Here is a 13,772-nt window from a genome sequence, read left to right on the forward strand (position 1 = left end):
TTGATCCTGCTTGCATAAAAAGCACTATTTCTAATGCGCCCATAGGTTTATCAGAAATCCTTAGTGGCGACAAGTGTTAATGTTCGCAGTTTGAGAGACAGTAATGACGGTAGAAAGTTCCTGTTAAACAATGATTTAGTATTTAATTAAATGCTTATGTCTTTTAGGTCTGTAGCCAGAATGTAACAGGCCCGTCATTTACCAGTAATACCTGCATGTCAGCAGAGAAAATACCCTTCTGGATGTGAGTTAATTGCTGCAATGCACTATGACAAAAGGTGTCAAATAATATTTTCCCTTTATCCGGCGACGCGGCTGGTGTAAAACTCGGGCGCATCCCTTTGCGTGTATCCGCAGGTAATGTGAATTGGGGAACAACCAACAATTCTCCCTGGATGTCGAGCAGTGACAGGTTCATGCGCCCGTTTTCATCCGGGAAAATGCGGTAGTTCAGCACCCGGTGTAGCAACTTGTCGGCATGAGCCGGGGTGTCTTCTTTTTCCACCCCCAGCAGCAGCAGAATGCCTTTCCCGATCTGCCCGACCGTGACACCTTCCACATCCACTTGGGCATGGGTAACACGCTGGATCAGGCCAATCATTCCAGATGCTCCAGCAGTTTTTCGGTGGCTTCCACCAGCGCTTGCTGGATCAAGGGTTCGCTGGCAGCATGACCACAACCGGGGACAAGTTTGAAATCGGCGTTAGGCCATGCCTGATGCAGGGCGAAAGCCTGTTCTGGCGGGCAGATCATGTCGTAACGCCCATGAATGATACTGCCCGGCAAATGTGCAATACGGTGGGCGTCACGCAATAATTGATCGGGTTCCAGAAAGCCCTGATGGATGAAGTAATGTGCTTCGATACGTGCAACGCTCATGGCGGTGTAAGGGTCAGAAAAATGTGCCAGCACGCTGTCTTTGGTTTGCAGGTTGGCAGTGCGGCCTTCCCATATTGCCCAGGTTTTGGCAACCTGCATCCGCGCAATCTCGTTTTCCCCGGTCAGGCGTTTGTAATAGGCATCGACCAGATTGCCGCGTTCAGCTTCAGGAATGGGGGCAAGGTAATCCTGCCAGTAGTCGGGGTAAATACGCTCTACCCCGTGCCCCTGTTCGTAGAACCAGTCAATGTCCCGCTGGCGGCACAGGAAAATGCCACGCAGGATCATGCCACTGACCCGTGCCGGATACTGCTGGGCATAAGCCAGTGCCAGTGTCGAACCCCACGAGCCACCGAATACCGCCCAGCGTTCAATGCCCAATTCTTCGCGGATCAGCTCCATGTCGGCTACCAGATCCCATGTGGTATTGCGTTCCAGTGAAGCATGGGGACGCGAACGCCCGCAACCACGCTGATCAAACAGGATAATGCGGTAACGGGTTGGGTCGAAAAACTGGCGATGCCACGGTTCGCAGCCCGAGCCAGGCCCGCCATGCAGGAACACAATCGGCACACCGTAAGGATTGCCGCATTCCTCAACATAGAGTTCGTGCAACTCATCTGCCCGCAAGTAGAAGTGCCGGTTTTCATGAATGGGCGGGTAAAGTGGGCTCAATGTTTGGCTCCTGTGTTTTTCAGTTATGGGTAGTATTTTACCACCGCGTCGGCAGTTTCCGCTCAATATAAATCTGTTTGTTTTCCACCCTGATGTATCCACCCTTGCGCAAATCTCCTAGGATGCGGCTGACCATTTCCCGTGAAGAGCCAACCATTTCGGCAATTTCCTGATGGGTCAGGCGCGGGGTTATCTGGTTTTTTTCCCGTTCTTCTGCTTCACGAAGCAATACCCGTGCCACTCGTCCGTACACATCCAGCGTGGACAAGGAGCGAATGGTGTCATCCAGCGCCCGCAAACGGCTGGCGAGGATACGCAACATTGGCAGCAAGGTATCCGGGTGTGTTTCCACAAAGTGGTGGAAAGCATCCTGGGTCAGGCGTAGCAGGCGGGTTTTGGCGACCGTCATCACCGAGGCGGAACGTGGCTCATTATCCAGCAGGCTGAGCTCACCGAAAAAGTCCCCTTTGTTGAGGAAAGACAGGATAGTTTGTCGCCCCTCTTCATCCGTTACGTACACTTTCAGGCGCCCCTCCAGCACGATGTACAGCGAATTGCTGTATTCGCCTTGGTTGATGATGACGCTGTTGCGTTCATGGCGTATTTCCAGGGTGAGTTTGAGTAAATGTTCAAACTGTTCTGCAGGCAGGTTTTGAAATAGTGGAATGTCGGCAAACACGGTGTTCCCCCCTCGGCGAATCATGTGCCAAGTATGGCACAGATACCATTCGGCGGTGATGTTGATACGTTCAAACCGCATAAGAAAAGGGAATTGCCAAAGAGGGGCAAAGCTGGACTATGCTTAGAAGATGGGTTTTGCATGGTAAATTTGAAATCTACACGGAGTTGATTTATGCCAGCGACAACAACAGGACGTGAGCAGGCAGGTGTTGTTCTTTCCAAACGTGGCAAGGTGACTGCCAAAGGGGCGGGACAGGAGCCGCGAATTCTCAAGCGTGGTGATGCGGTCTACGGGGATGACGTGGTGCACACCGTGCGGGGGGCGAATGTGCAATTGAAAATGCGTGACCGTAACATCGTGATGTTGCGGGGTGGCAGTACTTTCCGGGTCAGTATCTACCATCCGCGAGCCTCCAGTGAAGATGGCCTGCGTTATGAATACGTGGGCGGCATCCTGCGCGAAAGCCAGCGTGATGCCGTCAGTGCCGGGTTGGGAATCGGAGGCTAACGCAAGCAGTCAGCAAAGCTGTTAGCCGCGTTTTGCAATAAAACCGTGTAGGTTTTGTCGTCCAGTGGTAGCCCCACCCCTAGCGGGTCGACTTGCCCAAGGTGAATGCTGCTGTTTTCCACCAGCGTCTTGATCAGGGCAGGCGAGAACTGTGGTTCTTCAAACAGGCATACCGCTTGCTTGTCGGCAATGATTTGGCGGATGTGGCTGACATGGCGAGCACCCGGTGAACGTGCCACATCTAGCGTGACGGCTCCGGCAAAGTTTAGGTCGTAATGCGTGTCGAAATGCTGCCATGCATCGTGGAAACTGAGGTAAGGTCGCCCACGCAAAGGTTCCAGTTGTTGGCGGATTTGCGTGTCAGTAGTCTGGATACGTTGCACCAGTTGTGCAGCGTTGTTTGCGTAGTCTTCCCGGTGGGCGGGGTCGGCTTGCGCCAGTACGCGGGCAATTTCATGAGTCATGGCAATGGCATTCTGCGGATTTAGCCACAGGTGTAAGTCTTTGCTGCTATTCGTGGGGGGAGTTTCATCATGTTGGTGGGTATCTGCGCGGTTTGCAGCGTGATAATGCGGCAGGCGGTTAGGTAAGTGTTGCAAGCCGGGTGTATCTGCTAGCGTAACGATGTGCGTGTGGCTGCCCAGACCTGTCAATGGTTTGTCGAGAAAGGTTTCTAGCCCGCTATCAATGCGAAAAATGACACGGGCGTTTTCCAGTGTGCGCATATCGGAAGGCTTGAGCGCATAATGGTGAGGTGATGTCCCATCTGGCAGCAACTGCTGTAACTCCAGCGCTTGATTGGCATCACCAGCCACCGCATACACCAGTGCTTGGACTGGCTTGATGGTACTGACAATCAACAGCCTGGATTCAGTTTCCTGCTGGCAGGACTGTAAAAGCGGTACGCACAGCAGCAGGAAAATCGTTAGAATACGCAGCATTTTTTACTCTCAAACATTGACAGGTCATGCCCAACACCTTTTTGGCAAAACTGGAACATATCAGCCTGGGCTTTGGGCAGCGTGTGATTTTGCACGATGTTGGCTTCGAAGTGTACCCGCAAAGCATTCTCACCCTGATTGGCCCTAACGGTGCAGGCAAGTCGACCTTGCTCAAGGTATTGCTGGGTTTGCAGCAGGCAGACACGGGCAAGATCTGGCGTATGCCTGGTTTGCGGGTAGGTTACATGCCGCAAAAATTTCACCTTGACCGGCTGTTGCCCCTGACCGTAGAGCGTTTCATCGGTTTGCGTCTGCCTCGGCATGACCGGGAAGCTGTCAGGCAGAGTGCAGAAGAAACAGGGGTTATCGGCTTGCTGGGGCAGCCTGTGCAATCCTTGTCTGGCGGGGAGTGGCAGCGGGTGCTGCTGGCGCGTGCCTTGCTGGGCAAGCCGCATTTGCTAGTGCTAGATGAGCCGGGGCAAGGGGTAGATGTCACCGGGCTGAGCGACTTGTACCAGTTGATCAACCGCCTGAAACAGCAACATGGCTATGGGGTGCTGATGGTGTCGCATGACCTGCATCTGGTAATGGCTGCGACTGACCAGGTACTGTGCCTGAATGGGCATATCTGCTGTTCCGGGCAGCCGGAAGCGGTATCGCGCCACCCGGAATATTTGCGCCTGTTTGGTGACTGGCGTACCGCTGGGCTGGGAGTTTACACCCACCACCATGACCACCAACATGATATGCACGGTTGCGTCATTCCCCACAAGGATAATTCGCATGGATGATTTTGTCTGGCGTGCTTTGCTGGCAGGTGCGGCTGTGGTGCTGATGAGTGGTGTGCTGGGGGTATTTCTGCTGTGGCGGCGTATGGCTTATTTCGGCGACACCCTATCGCATTCGGCTTTGCTGGGGGTGGCAATCGGTCTGATGAGCGGTACGAGCCTGAATGTATGGATCATGTTGGTGTGTGTGCTGGTGGCGTTGCTGATGCTGTATGTACAGCATAATCCCGTACTGGGCAGCGATACCTTACTGGGGATTATCGGGCACAGTGCGCTGGCAGTGGGTACGGTGGCACTCACATTCCTTCCAGAAGTCAGGGTTGATCTGATGGCTTACCTGTTTGGTGATATTCTCGCGGTCAGCATGACGGATATTGTGTTGACCTGGGTGTTGGCAGGCGTGGTAGTTGGTGTCATGGCATGGATTTGGCGACCGCTGCTATCCCTGTCAGTCCATGCGGAGCTGGCACAGGTGGAAGGGGTAAATACCTGGCGCATCAGTGCTGTTTACATGCTGCTGGTGGCATTGATGGTGGCGGTGGCAATGAAAGTGATTGGCGTGTTGTTGCTGACCTCCCTGTTGATTATCCCGGCAGCAACTGCACGGCGCTTTGCTTCCACCCCGGAAATGATGGCGCTACTGGCAATTCTGGCGGGGGTGTTGGCGCTGCTGGGCGGCATGTTGCTTTCCCTGCAACTGGATACCCCGACAGGCCCTAGTATTGTGGTGGTTGCCAGTGCCCTGTTCATTCTGGTGCAACTGGTGCGACCATCCGGCACTTGAATGGTGCGTAACAGCAAAAAATCCATTGTGCGATGCACAATAACATGCTACAAGATCATGACACAGGGTTAGCCCTAATGTTTCTTGCCACTAACCAGAGCGTCTTGTTTTCATGGAAATTACTGCTGTTTACCCCGGAACGTTTGACCCTGTTACCAAAGGTCATCTTGACCTGATGCGGCGTGCCAGCAAATTGTGCGCTCATGTGGTGGTGGGGGTGGCTTCCAACCCGAAAAAAAAGCCCTTGTTCTCGCTGGAGGAACGGGTTGCCATGATCCGGCAGGAGTTGGCAGCAGAAGGGCTGGCGGAGCGGGTGGTGGTCAAGGGCTTTGAAGGTTTGCTGGTGGATTTTGCCAGGGAACAGAACGCCAAAGTCCTGATCCGGGGGATGCGGGCGGTATCCGATTTTGAATTCGAGTTCCAGTTGGCCAGCATGAACCGCAGCCTTGACCCGGAGGTGGAATCGGTTTTTTTGATGCCAGGTGAAAGTTTTTCTTTCATCTCATCCACGCTGGTGAAGGAAGTTGCCATCCTGAAAGGGGATGTCAGTCGTTTCATTGCCCCGCATGTGCTGGCTGCATTGCAGGGTAAAATCAGTGAAATCCGCCAGGAGCGCGGGCTGGATTAGGGTCATCCCGATTATCATAATTTTGATACAGGTTAATGTTATCTTGCTGGGCTGGCTGCTAAGATTGGCGCAAATCAGGAATAGAAGAGGATTTTACTATGGCATTGATGATTACCGACGAATGCATTAACTGCGATGTTTGCGAGCCGGAGTGCCCCAACAACGCCATTTCTGCCGGTGACGAAATTTATGTGATTGATCCCAACCGTTGCACTGAATGCGTTGGTCACTACGATGAGCCGCAATGCGTGGCAGTGTGTCCGGTGGATTGCATTCCGCATGACCCGACCCATGTCGAGAACAAGGAACAGTTACAGTTAAAATACGAAAAACTGATGGCGCAAGGCTGATTTTCCTGCCGGTTTTGCCTGCACTGACGCCCGCTGTTGCGGGCGTTGCCGTTTTCAGAGGATGCGCAAAAAACTGAGCAACTGGTGCTTCTCGGTGACATCCAGCTCAATGGCTGGCAACTCATTGTCACGTCGCTGCCCGGTTTGACGGGATGCTTCCACATAATAATCCACCACTTCTTCCAGCGTTGCCATGCGCCCGTCATGAAAATAGGGGGCGGTTTGCGCCACATTGCGCAAGCCGGGAACCTTGAAAGCCCCTGCAAGCGCATGACGGCTGCGTGACAGGAATTTCAGTTCGCCACAATCGTCGGCGCTTGCATCACTGTATTCACCCAGACAGTTGAAACGGTCGGTCAGGATGGCATCCAGCACGGCGGCTCGTCCGCTGTCTTGCCCGAGGCTGCCAGTACCGATGTTCTGGAAAGTCTGGTTGCTGAGCAAAGGGCCGGAATGGCACAGGATGCATTGCGCCTTGCCGATAAACAGGCGTGCCCCGGCAGCAGCTTCCGGGGAAAGTGCTGTTTGCGGCAGGTTGTCAAGGGCATTGGCAGGTGGCGGTAGGCTGCTGACATAGGCGGCAATGGCCTTGCCCAGATGAGCGAAAGTACGGTCAACCTGCTGGCGTTGCTGGCTATCCATCTGTTTCCATGCCTGTAACTGCGTCAGCGTACCGTTGGGGCTGGCATCTTCTGGCAGGTGTTGCCACCACTCACTGTCAGTCGGGGTGGCAAACAGTTGGGTAAATTGCTGGCGGTAGTGTGGGTCTTGCAGCAACAGGCGGATAATGCGGGTACGGGTCAGGCCGTGTTCTGCCGGGTTTTCCAGGGGGGCAAGGGCTTGTGACCACAGACTGTCCTTGCGCCCATCCCAGAAAAACCAGTCGTTGTAGGCAACACCTGGCAGGGCAGGGGTATTGCGTGTGCCGCGTGCCAGTGCTTCCGCCACGGTTTTGCCATCGCTGAAAGCCTTGTCTGGCTGGTGACAGGTAGCACAGGCAACCTTGCCATTGCGGCTGAGACGTTGGTCAAAGAATAGTTGCCTGCCGAGATCAGCCGCTGCCGGATGGTGCTGGACGGCGTTGGAAGCATCCTGTAGCGCAGGCAGGTTTTGCAGGCGCAGGGTTTGCAGGATGGCAAGTTCCTGTTCATTCCACGTGCTGCTGTCTTTTTCCGTCTGCCATGCCCAGCCTGCCAGCAAGGTACTGGCGAGCATGACAGCCGCCAGCCAGCCTGTTTTCATCACAGCGAAAACCGGAAGACAACCTTTTCTGGTTGTGTACCGTTATCCAGCAGGAATCCCAGTACCCATTCACCCGGCATACTGAATTTCAGGCCATCAATGCGGTATGTGCCGTGTGTGTCGGTGGGAATGGCTTGCGGTGCGGTTGGCAGGCCGTGCCCGTGGGCTGGCATTCCGCCATCAACCGCCACCAGCAGGTTGGCAGGTACGGCTTGTGAACTTTGCAGGATCAGCTTGCATTCCTGAAATGCACCCGGTATCGGTGCAGAGGCACACGACAGGGTAGCCTGATACGTGCCTTTGTCGCTGGGTTGTTGCAGATGCCAGGCATGATTGGGGTCTGCGCCACAGCCTGCCAGCAGCAGGCCAAGGGTCAGGGTGAGCAATGTTTTTGGCATGGTTGTTTGCTCCTGTCAGGTTTTCAGAAACGGTACTCGAAATAGGCCGGGTTTGCCGTAACATTCGGATAAGCGTCCTCCGCATCCCCTCCCAACGCACGGTTGTTACCATGGAACACGACCCGCAAGCGGGCAGGGTTGCCCAGCCAACTGCGCGGCAGGCTGAATTCGGCAGTTTGCCCGTTAATGGCGTAAGTGCTTGTACCTTGCTGTGTCCAGCTCCAGCTTGTGCCATCGCCGCTGTAACGCCACAGGGTGCTGCCTTCCAGCAGGTATTCCGCTCCGACTGTACCACGCTGGTAGCCGCTGGCGGGGTTGCTGTCTGTATCCAGATAGACCTGATAGCCCCAGAAACCACTGGTGTTGACGTTGTTGCGGGTACGGTAGGCCAGCCACAGATTGCTACTATTGTGCGCCATCCAGCCTTCCAGCCAGTCCAGCGGGTTACTGGTTCCGCTGACATCGGCAGGGTCTGTACCGAATGAAGTCAGGCTGCTCCAGTCGGCAAGATTACCGTCTGTTGTTAGACTGCTGACCGGATTGCTGATACCGCTAGTACTACTGCCACTGGCTGTATACATCTTGTAAGTGAAGTAACGGGTAGTAGCGCTATTGCTGAAAGCTCCATCCGGGTAGATGTCCTTGGCATCGCCACCAAACGCGATGTTGTTGCCCCAGAAAAACAGGCGCAATTCGGTACTGTTGCCCAGCCAGCTACGCGGGAAACTGAATTCCGCCACGTTGCCGCTGACCTGATGGGTCAGGCTGCCTTGGTGTGTCCAGTTCCAGCTTGTACCGTCGCCGCTATAGCGCCACAGGTTGCTGCCTTCCAACAGGTAGTCGGCTCCCAGTGCGCCGGTACGGTAGCCGGTGGTGCTGCTGGCATCCGTATCCAGATAAGCCTGATAGCCCCAGAAGCCGCTGGTATCAATCGTGCCCTTGGTCTTGTAGGCCAGATAGACGCGGGAGGTGTCATTGGCCATCCAGCCTTCCAGCCAGTTGAGTTTGTTGCTGGTTCCACTGACATCATCCGGGTCAGCACCAAACGAACTCAAGCTACTCCAGTCGGTGAGGCTGCCGTTGACACTGATGCCGCTGCCATTGTTGGAAACCGTGCCGCCAGCAGGAGGTGGTGGCGGTGGTGGGGTGGTTGCGCCGGTTTCATTGCTGTCACTGAGTGGATTCCGGTTGTGCCAGTCACGCGGGGTGATGCGGAAATGTGTCCAGTGCGTATCCATGCGCGGGGCGTCTTCGGCACGCGGCATGTGGTAGAAGGTGACGGAAGGCCACACCACCAGGTCTTGCCCGACCAGGCTTTCACCATTCACAAAGGTGCTCAGGTCAGCAGCGCAGCCATTGGTGGTCGGGTTGTGCGAGGCAAACAGCTCGCAATTTTTTTGCCGGGTGACGTAAAAGTCGTAATGGGTGAAAGGCTCACTGCTGGGGCCTTCGTCCTTTTGCCCGGATTCGTTCAACTGGATGTCATAGGAGGTGGGCAGGTTCTTGCTGTTACGCAAGCTGGTATCCAGTACCCGCCAGAACCGTAATTTGGCAGGATCCACATTGCGGGCGGCTTCCGTGCTGAGGCGGGTATGGGTGCGGGAAGTCTTGCCAGCAGTTTGGGTATGGTCGATTTCCTCCACCGCATCATCGTTGCTGGTTGCACCCAGATCGAAATCCAGTTTCCAGAAAAAGTTGTGCAGGTGGGCAATGCCAACCTTGTTGCTTTCCAGCAACCAGCCATGTTGGGCGATACTAGCAGTGCCGAAGCGTTGCAAGGCTCCAGTTGCGCCCACACCCGGTTCGATAGCGCCATCATCCAGAAAACGCCATTCGGGAATGTAGTTGTATGCGCCAATGGCTGACACGCTGAACAGGCTGAGGGCGTCACCCTGCAAGCGGTCAGCGTCGACGCTGAAGGCATCATCGCGGCTTGTCACCTGTTTGCAGATGATGTTTTTGCCGAGGTAGGCGAGCCGTTCACCACCGGGGCATTCCTCGGCAGCCAGATCCTTGATGTAACCGCCACCCAGCCCATAGTCGGAAACATCATGGTAGCGTGCGCCGTTGTCATCGTAAGGTACGTGGATTTGCGCCATGGCTGCCTCGTGCAACACCATCTGGCGCGTGCCGTTGCGCGGGGTGTAATGAATGTGGTGCAACACCACGCCTTCCCGGTTGCGATGTTCCCAGCACATGTCCCAGCGTGCCTGATTGGGCAGGGTGGTTTCGATGTAATACGTATCCGCACAGAATTCAGCCGCCTGGGCGGGGATGCTGCCCAGCCCGGCAAGTGTCAGCAAGGCAGCCAGTGGATAACGGAAATGGTGCAGTTTCATGTGGGTTTCCTCCCTGCCTCAAAACGGGTTTTGCGAATGCCAGTCACGCGGCAGAAGCTGGAAGCTGCTCCAGACCGTGCCGATGCGGTTGCTGTCTTCGCTGCGGGGCAGGTGGTGGTAACTCTGCTTGTACCAGACCACCACGTCTTGCTGGTTGAGGCTTTCGCCGTTCACAAACTGGCTGACATTGCCGGTGCAGCCGCTGGTCGGGTTGTTGGCAGCGTATTTTTCGCAGGCGTTGTAGCGGGTGAAGAAGACGTCTTGTGCCAGCCATGCTTCGTTGGCGCTGTTGGCGCGGCTCTGGTCGTAACGGGTAGGCACTAGTTCGTAGGACAGGTTGCCAACCGCTCCGTTGTTGAGGATGCCATCACGCACCCGCCAGAAGCGCTTGGTTTCCGGGTCGAAGGTGCGCCCGGTTTCCGTACCGACTGTGGTGATGGCTTTGGTTTTGCGCAGGCGGTCGCTGCTGGGTGTGCTGGTGATTTCTTCCACCATGTCGTTGGCATGGGTGGTGTCAAGGTCAAAATCCAGCCGCCACAAGGCATGGTCGGTGAAACCGGTGGCAATGTTGCCGCTTGCCATAGCAGGCCAACCGTACTGGCTGTTGCTGGCATTGACGATGGGCAACTCGCCGCTAAGACCCAGGGAGGGTTCAATGGTACCGTTTTCGTAAAAGCGCCAGCGTAGCGTGTAATTGCGTGCGCCGATTTGTGACTGGCTGGCAAGTTCCCACAACTGCCCTTGTCGTTGGCTGGTGTACTTGTAGTGGTAGCCGTGGTCGCGGGTAGTGGCACACAGCACGTTGCGCCCGCCACTGGCGTGGAGTGTTCCACCGGGGCAAGCACTGGCAGGCAGGGTTTGCAGGTTGGTTCCACCCAACCCGGCTTCCGTGGTCAGGAACAACGGGGTGACGGAACCATCATCCAGCGCCGTTTCCAGTTGGGAAAGGCTGGCTTCCCCCAGTACCCGGCGCTGGGCATGGGCAGGTGCTTTGTAGCTGATTTGGGAAAGCACTACACCTTCGGCCTGACGGGTAGTCCAGCACAGGTTCCAGCTTGCCCCGGAAGCGAAGGTTTTGCTGAGGGTTTGCCCGCTACAGGTGCTGGTGGGGGCGGCGTTGACGGGCGCTTGCCACCAGGCCAGCAGGCAGAGTGTCAGCAGGGTATGACGGTATCGCATGAGTGTTTCCCCCTAAAAACCGATGTTCTGGGTGATCACACCCGCAGACAGGTTGACGATCGGGCTGATTTCAAACACCACCGAGTCAGCGGTGTACAGCAATACCTGGGCGCAGCGGTGCAAACCGCATTGCCGGGATGCGGCATTAAGCTGTTCCGGCAGGCTGGAGGCATGGAACACAAATGCCTTGACCTGAAGCTGCTGGTAGAGATCGGTGAGCGGTTGCCCGGTGATGCGGCGGAATTCGCGTTCCAGCAGGCTGCGTTGCTCGTCATCGGCAAAAATCAGGGCGGCAGCACGACGCAGCTCGTTGTCAGTCAGGGGCAATTGCAGGTTTTGCTGACGCTGGGTGGCAAGCACCTGATTGGTATCCAGATTGATGAGCGTGAGGATGGTTTCGTTGCTGCTGTAATCGTAGGTGTAAACGTCAGCCAGTCGTGCTGTTTGCCCCTTTTTGTTGGGGTGGCGCTCGACCAGTAGCAGCTCGGGAGCAGGCGTGGTGTTGACAGACAGAGAACGTTGGGTGTTGGCAGGGGAGGCAGCCGTTGCCATGCTGGTGGCGCGGCTGAGTTCCGCCGGGTTGAGGGGATCCATTGTGCCTGCCTGGGCAGACTGCAAGGCGGCAACCAGCAGGACAGATGCCAGTGGTAGCCAAGGTTTGAGGCAAAACAGTTTGTTCATGACGAAAACCGTACAATCGTTATTTGGTTATTGGTACGGCGTTCAGTCTAGGGGGGGAGTAGGTGAGCCACCATCGCAGGCTTGCCCACCCGTTTGATTTTTATGATGGACGGTAAAATAAATTTATTTGTTGTTGCCGGTTTCCGTTTTGGCAACATTGAACACCATCAGGACATTGCGCTTGGCATCCATCAGGTGCAACTGGTTGAGGATAATGCCGTACTGGTTGGCTTTGCCCAGTTCCTCGAAATAACGCTGTTCCAGTTGACCGCCTTCACCCATGCAGGCCATTTTGGTTGCACCGATCGGGCCTACACCAAACACGCCATCCCCACTGGCAGTGTAGCTGGCAAAGTAACGGTTGCAGCCGGAATAGCCCGCTACCCGGTCACTGTCAAAATTGATGGAGATGGGTGGGGCAAGCGTGAGCGTATCCTTGCCCAGTTTGTGCAGTTCCCACTGGGTTCCTGCCACGCTCATGGCGGGTTTGGGGTTGGCTTGGGTATCCAGATTGCTACACGCAGACACAATTGCCAGACCCAGCAAAACGATCAGGATTTGACCTGTCACGGATGACAGGAGTTTTTTTAGCATGGACATACACCGCTCCTCGTGGTTTTCTTGTTATGGTTATGGAGTTGCAAATAGCCGAAAAGTTGCAATTTAACCAGCAATCATGCGCCGCTTGCCTGTTTGACGCAAAACAGGCTGACAAACTGCATGGTAAACGAATTCAGGAGGTCGTCGTGAGCAAGAATCCACAGGAAGCCCTGGGGCAACTACTGGCAAATACCCAAACCCTGCAACTGGCGACACTGCTCGCCCCGCTACTGGATGCGCTGGAACAGTGTTGCGGCAATGTGGTCAAGCTGTTGCGCGGGCTGGGCGAGTTGCAGCATATCGGGGCGGGGCAAGCCTGATGTTCCTGTTCAAAAAGCTGTTTTCCTCTTCCATCATGCCGTTGTCGCTGAGCTTTTTGTTGTTGCTGGGCGGTCTGCTGCTGTTATGGCTGTCGCGCAGGCAGAAAACCGGCAAGGTGCTGGCGACGCTGGGTTTCCTGCTGTTGCTGGCACAGGGCTATGGCTGGGGCTTTGAGTCTGCCTTGCGTTCACTGGAACGGGAATATCCGCCGGTCGTTGGCTTGCCTGCGGATGTACGTTGGGTGGTGGTGCTGGGCGGTGGTACGTCGTCGGATATGGCTTTGCCGTTGCATTCGCGTTTGAGTGAGGCTTCGCTGGCGCGGCTGGTGGAAGGTGTGCGCCTGTATCGGCAGCAAGCGGGGGCGAAACTGCTGGTGTCGGGTGGGCGCGTGTTTGGTTCTGGGGCTGATGCGGATGCAATGCAGGCGTTGGCGGTGCAGTTGGGGGTGAATCCGGCTGATATTGTGCTGGACATGGATTCGCAGGATACCGAAACCCAGGCGCAGGTTATCCGCCAGCAGGTGGGGGCGGAACGGGTGGCACTGGTGACATCGGCTTCGCACATGCCGCGAGCCGTGGGGTTGTTCCGGCAGGCCGGGGTGGAGGTATTGCCTGCACCGACCCATTACCTGGAGCAAAGCAACGCCGCTTTCAGCCCGACGGATGTGTTTCCTGATAGCGACAATTTTACCGAAGCGCGACGGGCGGTGTATGAATACATGGGGGTGATGTGGGCGAAGTTGCGCGAGCGCTGGTGACATTTTCTGCGTAGGGTGGTG

Annotated in this window: 17 protein-coding genes; 7 read left to right on the forward strand and 10 right to left on the reverse strand. The window is 55.7% G+C overall.

Annotation, left to right across the window (positions count from 1 at the left end; genetic code table 11):
* Positions 1-163: 163 nt before the first annotated feature.
* From dtd to B2U47_RS10115, 3 genes are read right to left on the reverse strand one after another with little or no spacing between them, the layout of a single operon-like run.
* Entirely contained in the window at positions 164-601 is a 438-nt protein-coding gene (gene dtd, locus B2U47_RS10105; protein ID WP_296679193.1) for a D-aminoacyl-tRNA deacylase, read from the reverse strand.
* Positions 598-1,554: a prolyl aminopeptidase gene (gene pip, locus B2U47_RS10110; RefSeq protein ID WP_296679190.1), complete on the reverse strand. Its 957-nt coding sequence runs from the start codon at positions 1,552-1,554 to the stop codon at positions 598-600. Before pip ends, dtd begins: the two co-directional genes overlap by 4 nt.
* Before the next feature lie 37 nt (positions 1,555-1,591).
* Positions 1,592-2,314: a Crp/Fnr family transcriptional regulator gene (locus B2U47_RS10115; protein ID WP_296679186.1), complete on the reverse strand. Its 723-nt coding sequence runs from the start codon at positions 2,312-2,314 to the stop codon at positions 1,592-1,594.
* A 93-nt stretch (positions 2,315-2,407) separates the two neighbouring features.
* Here B2U47_RS10115 and B2U47_RS10120 point away from each other — a divergent pair, with 93 nt between their 5' ends.
* Entirely contained in the window at positions 2,408-2,743 is a 336-nt protein-coding gene (locus B2U47_RS10120; RefSeq protein WP_296679182.1) for a hypothetical protein, read from the forward strand.
* Here B2U47_RS10120 and B2U47_RS10125 read toward each other — a convergent pair.
* Entirely contained in the window at positions 2,740-3,684 is a 945-nt protein-coding gene (locus tag B2U47_RS10125; protein WP_296679180.1) for a zinc ABC transporter substrate-binding protein, read from the reverse strand. The two genes, B2U47_RS10120 and B2U47_RS10125, sit on opposite strands and share 4 nt — an antisense overlap.
* 26 nt (positions 3,685-3,710) lie before the next feature.
* Between B2U47_RS10125 and znuC the strand changes: the two genes are divergently transcribed.
* The 4 genes from znuC to B2U47_RS10145 all read left to right on the forward strand — a co-directional run bounded on the left by znuC (position 3,711) and on the right by B2U47_RS10145 (position 6,234).
* The gene (gene znuC, locus B2U47_RS10130; protein WP_296679177.1) at positions 3,711-4,475 is read left to right on the forward strand and encodes a zinc ABC transporter ATP-binding protein ZnuC; all 765 of its coding nucleotides are present in this window, start codon (positions 3,711-3,713) and stop codon (positions 4,473-4,475) included.
* Complete coding sequence (locus tag B2U47_RS10135; RefSeq protein ID WP_296679175.1) at positions 4,468-5,256, forward strand: iron chelate uptake ABC transporter family permease subunit; 789 nt, start codon at positions 4,468-4,470, stop codon at positions 5,254-5,256. The genes znuC and B2U47_RS10135 overlap by 8 nt, the downstream gene beginning before the upstream one ends.
* A 112-nt stretch (positions 5,257-5,368) precedes the next feature.
* Positions 5,369-5,884, forward strand: coding sequence for a pantetheine-phosphate adenylyltransferase (coaD, locus tag B2U47_RS10140; protein WP_296679173.1), 516 nt, complete (start codon positions 5,369-5,371; stop codon positions 5,882-5,884).
* Between the two features lie 98 nt (positions 5,885-5,982).
* Positions 5,983-6,234, forward strand: a complete 252-nt coding sequence (locus B2U47_RS10145) for a YfhL family 4Fe-4S dicluster ferredoxin (protein WP_296679170.1) — start codon at positions 5,983-5,985, stop codon at positions 6,232-6,234.
* A 54-nt stretch (positions 6,235-6,288) separates the two neighbouring features.
* On the opposite strand, the gene B2U47_RS10150 is transcribed toward B2U47_RS10145, so the two are convergent.
* From B2U47_RS10150 to B2U47_RS10175, 6 genes are all read right to left on the reverse strand, one after another.
* Entirely contained in the window at positions 6,289-7,476 is a 1,188-nt protein-coding gene (locus B2U47_RS10150; protein ID WP_296679169.1) for a cytochrome-c peroxidase, read from the reverse strand.
* Positions 7,476-7,874, reverse strand: coding sequence for a FixH family protein (locus B2U47_RS10155; protein WP_296679167.1), 399 nt, complete (start codon positions 7,872-7,874; stop codon positions 7,476-7,478). Before B2U47_RS10155 ends, B2U47_RS10150 begins: the two co-directional genes overlap by 1 nt.
* A 23-nt stretch (positions 7,875-7,897) precedes the next feature.
* The gene (locus tag B2U47_RS10160; RefSeq protein WP_296679163.1) at positions 7,898-10,213 is read right to left on the reverse strand and encodes a hypothetical protein; all 2,316 of its coding nucleotides are present in this window, start codon (positions 10,211-10,213) and stop codon (positions 7,898-7,900) included.
* An 18-nt stretch (positions 10,214-10,231) separates the two neighbouring features.
* Positions 10,232-11,392 carry a hypothetical protein gene (locus tag B2U47_RS10165; RefSeq protein WP_296679161.1) on the reverse strand — a complete coding sequence of 387 codons (1,161 nt, stop codon included), beginning with the start codon at positions 11,390-11,392 and terminating at the stop codon, positions 10,232-10,234.
* A gap of 12 nt (positions 11,393-11,404) precedes the next feature.
* Positions 11,405-12,073, reverse strand: a complete 669-nt coding sequence (locus tag B2U47_RS10170; protein WP_296679156.1) for a hypothetical protein — start codon at positions 12,071-12,073, stop codon at positions 11,405-11,407.
* Between the two features lie 123 nt (positions 12,074-12,196).
* Positions 12,197-12,667 (reverse strand): META domain-containing protein, encoded by a 471-nt coding sequence (locus B2U47_RS10175; protein WP_296688346.1) that lies wholly within the window; start codon positions 12,665-12,667, stop codon positions 12,197-12,199.
* Between the two features lie 152 nt (positions 12,668-12,819).
* Between B2U47_RS10175 and B2U47_RS10180 the strand changes: the two genes are divergently transcribed.
* Both B2U47_RS10180 and B2U47_RS10185 read left to right on the forward strand, forming a co-directional pair.
* On the forward strand, positions 12,820-12,993 hold the full coding sequence (locus B2U47_RS10180) for a hypothetical protein (RefSeq protein ID WP_296679151.1): 174 nt from the start codon (positions 12,820-12,822) through the stop codon (positions 12,991-12,993).
* Positions 12,993-13,751, forward strand: a complete 759-nt coding sequence (locus B2U47_RS10185; protein ID WP_296679147.1) for a YdcF family protein — start codon at positions 12,993-12,995, stop codon at positions 13,749-13,751. Before B2U47_RS10180 ends, B2U47_RS10185 begins: the two co-directional genes overlap by 1 nt.
* The last annotated feature ends 21 nt before the right edge of the window (positions 13,752-13,772 follow it).

This window comes from Thiothrix sp. UBA5583 (assembly GCA_002425225.1).
GTDB classification, from domain to species: Bacteria; Pseudomonadota; Gammaproteobacteria; order Thiotrichales; family Thiotrichaceae; genus Thiothrix; species Thiothrix moscowensis.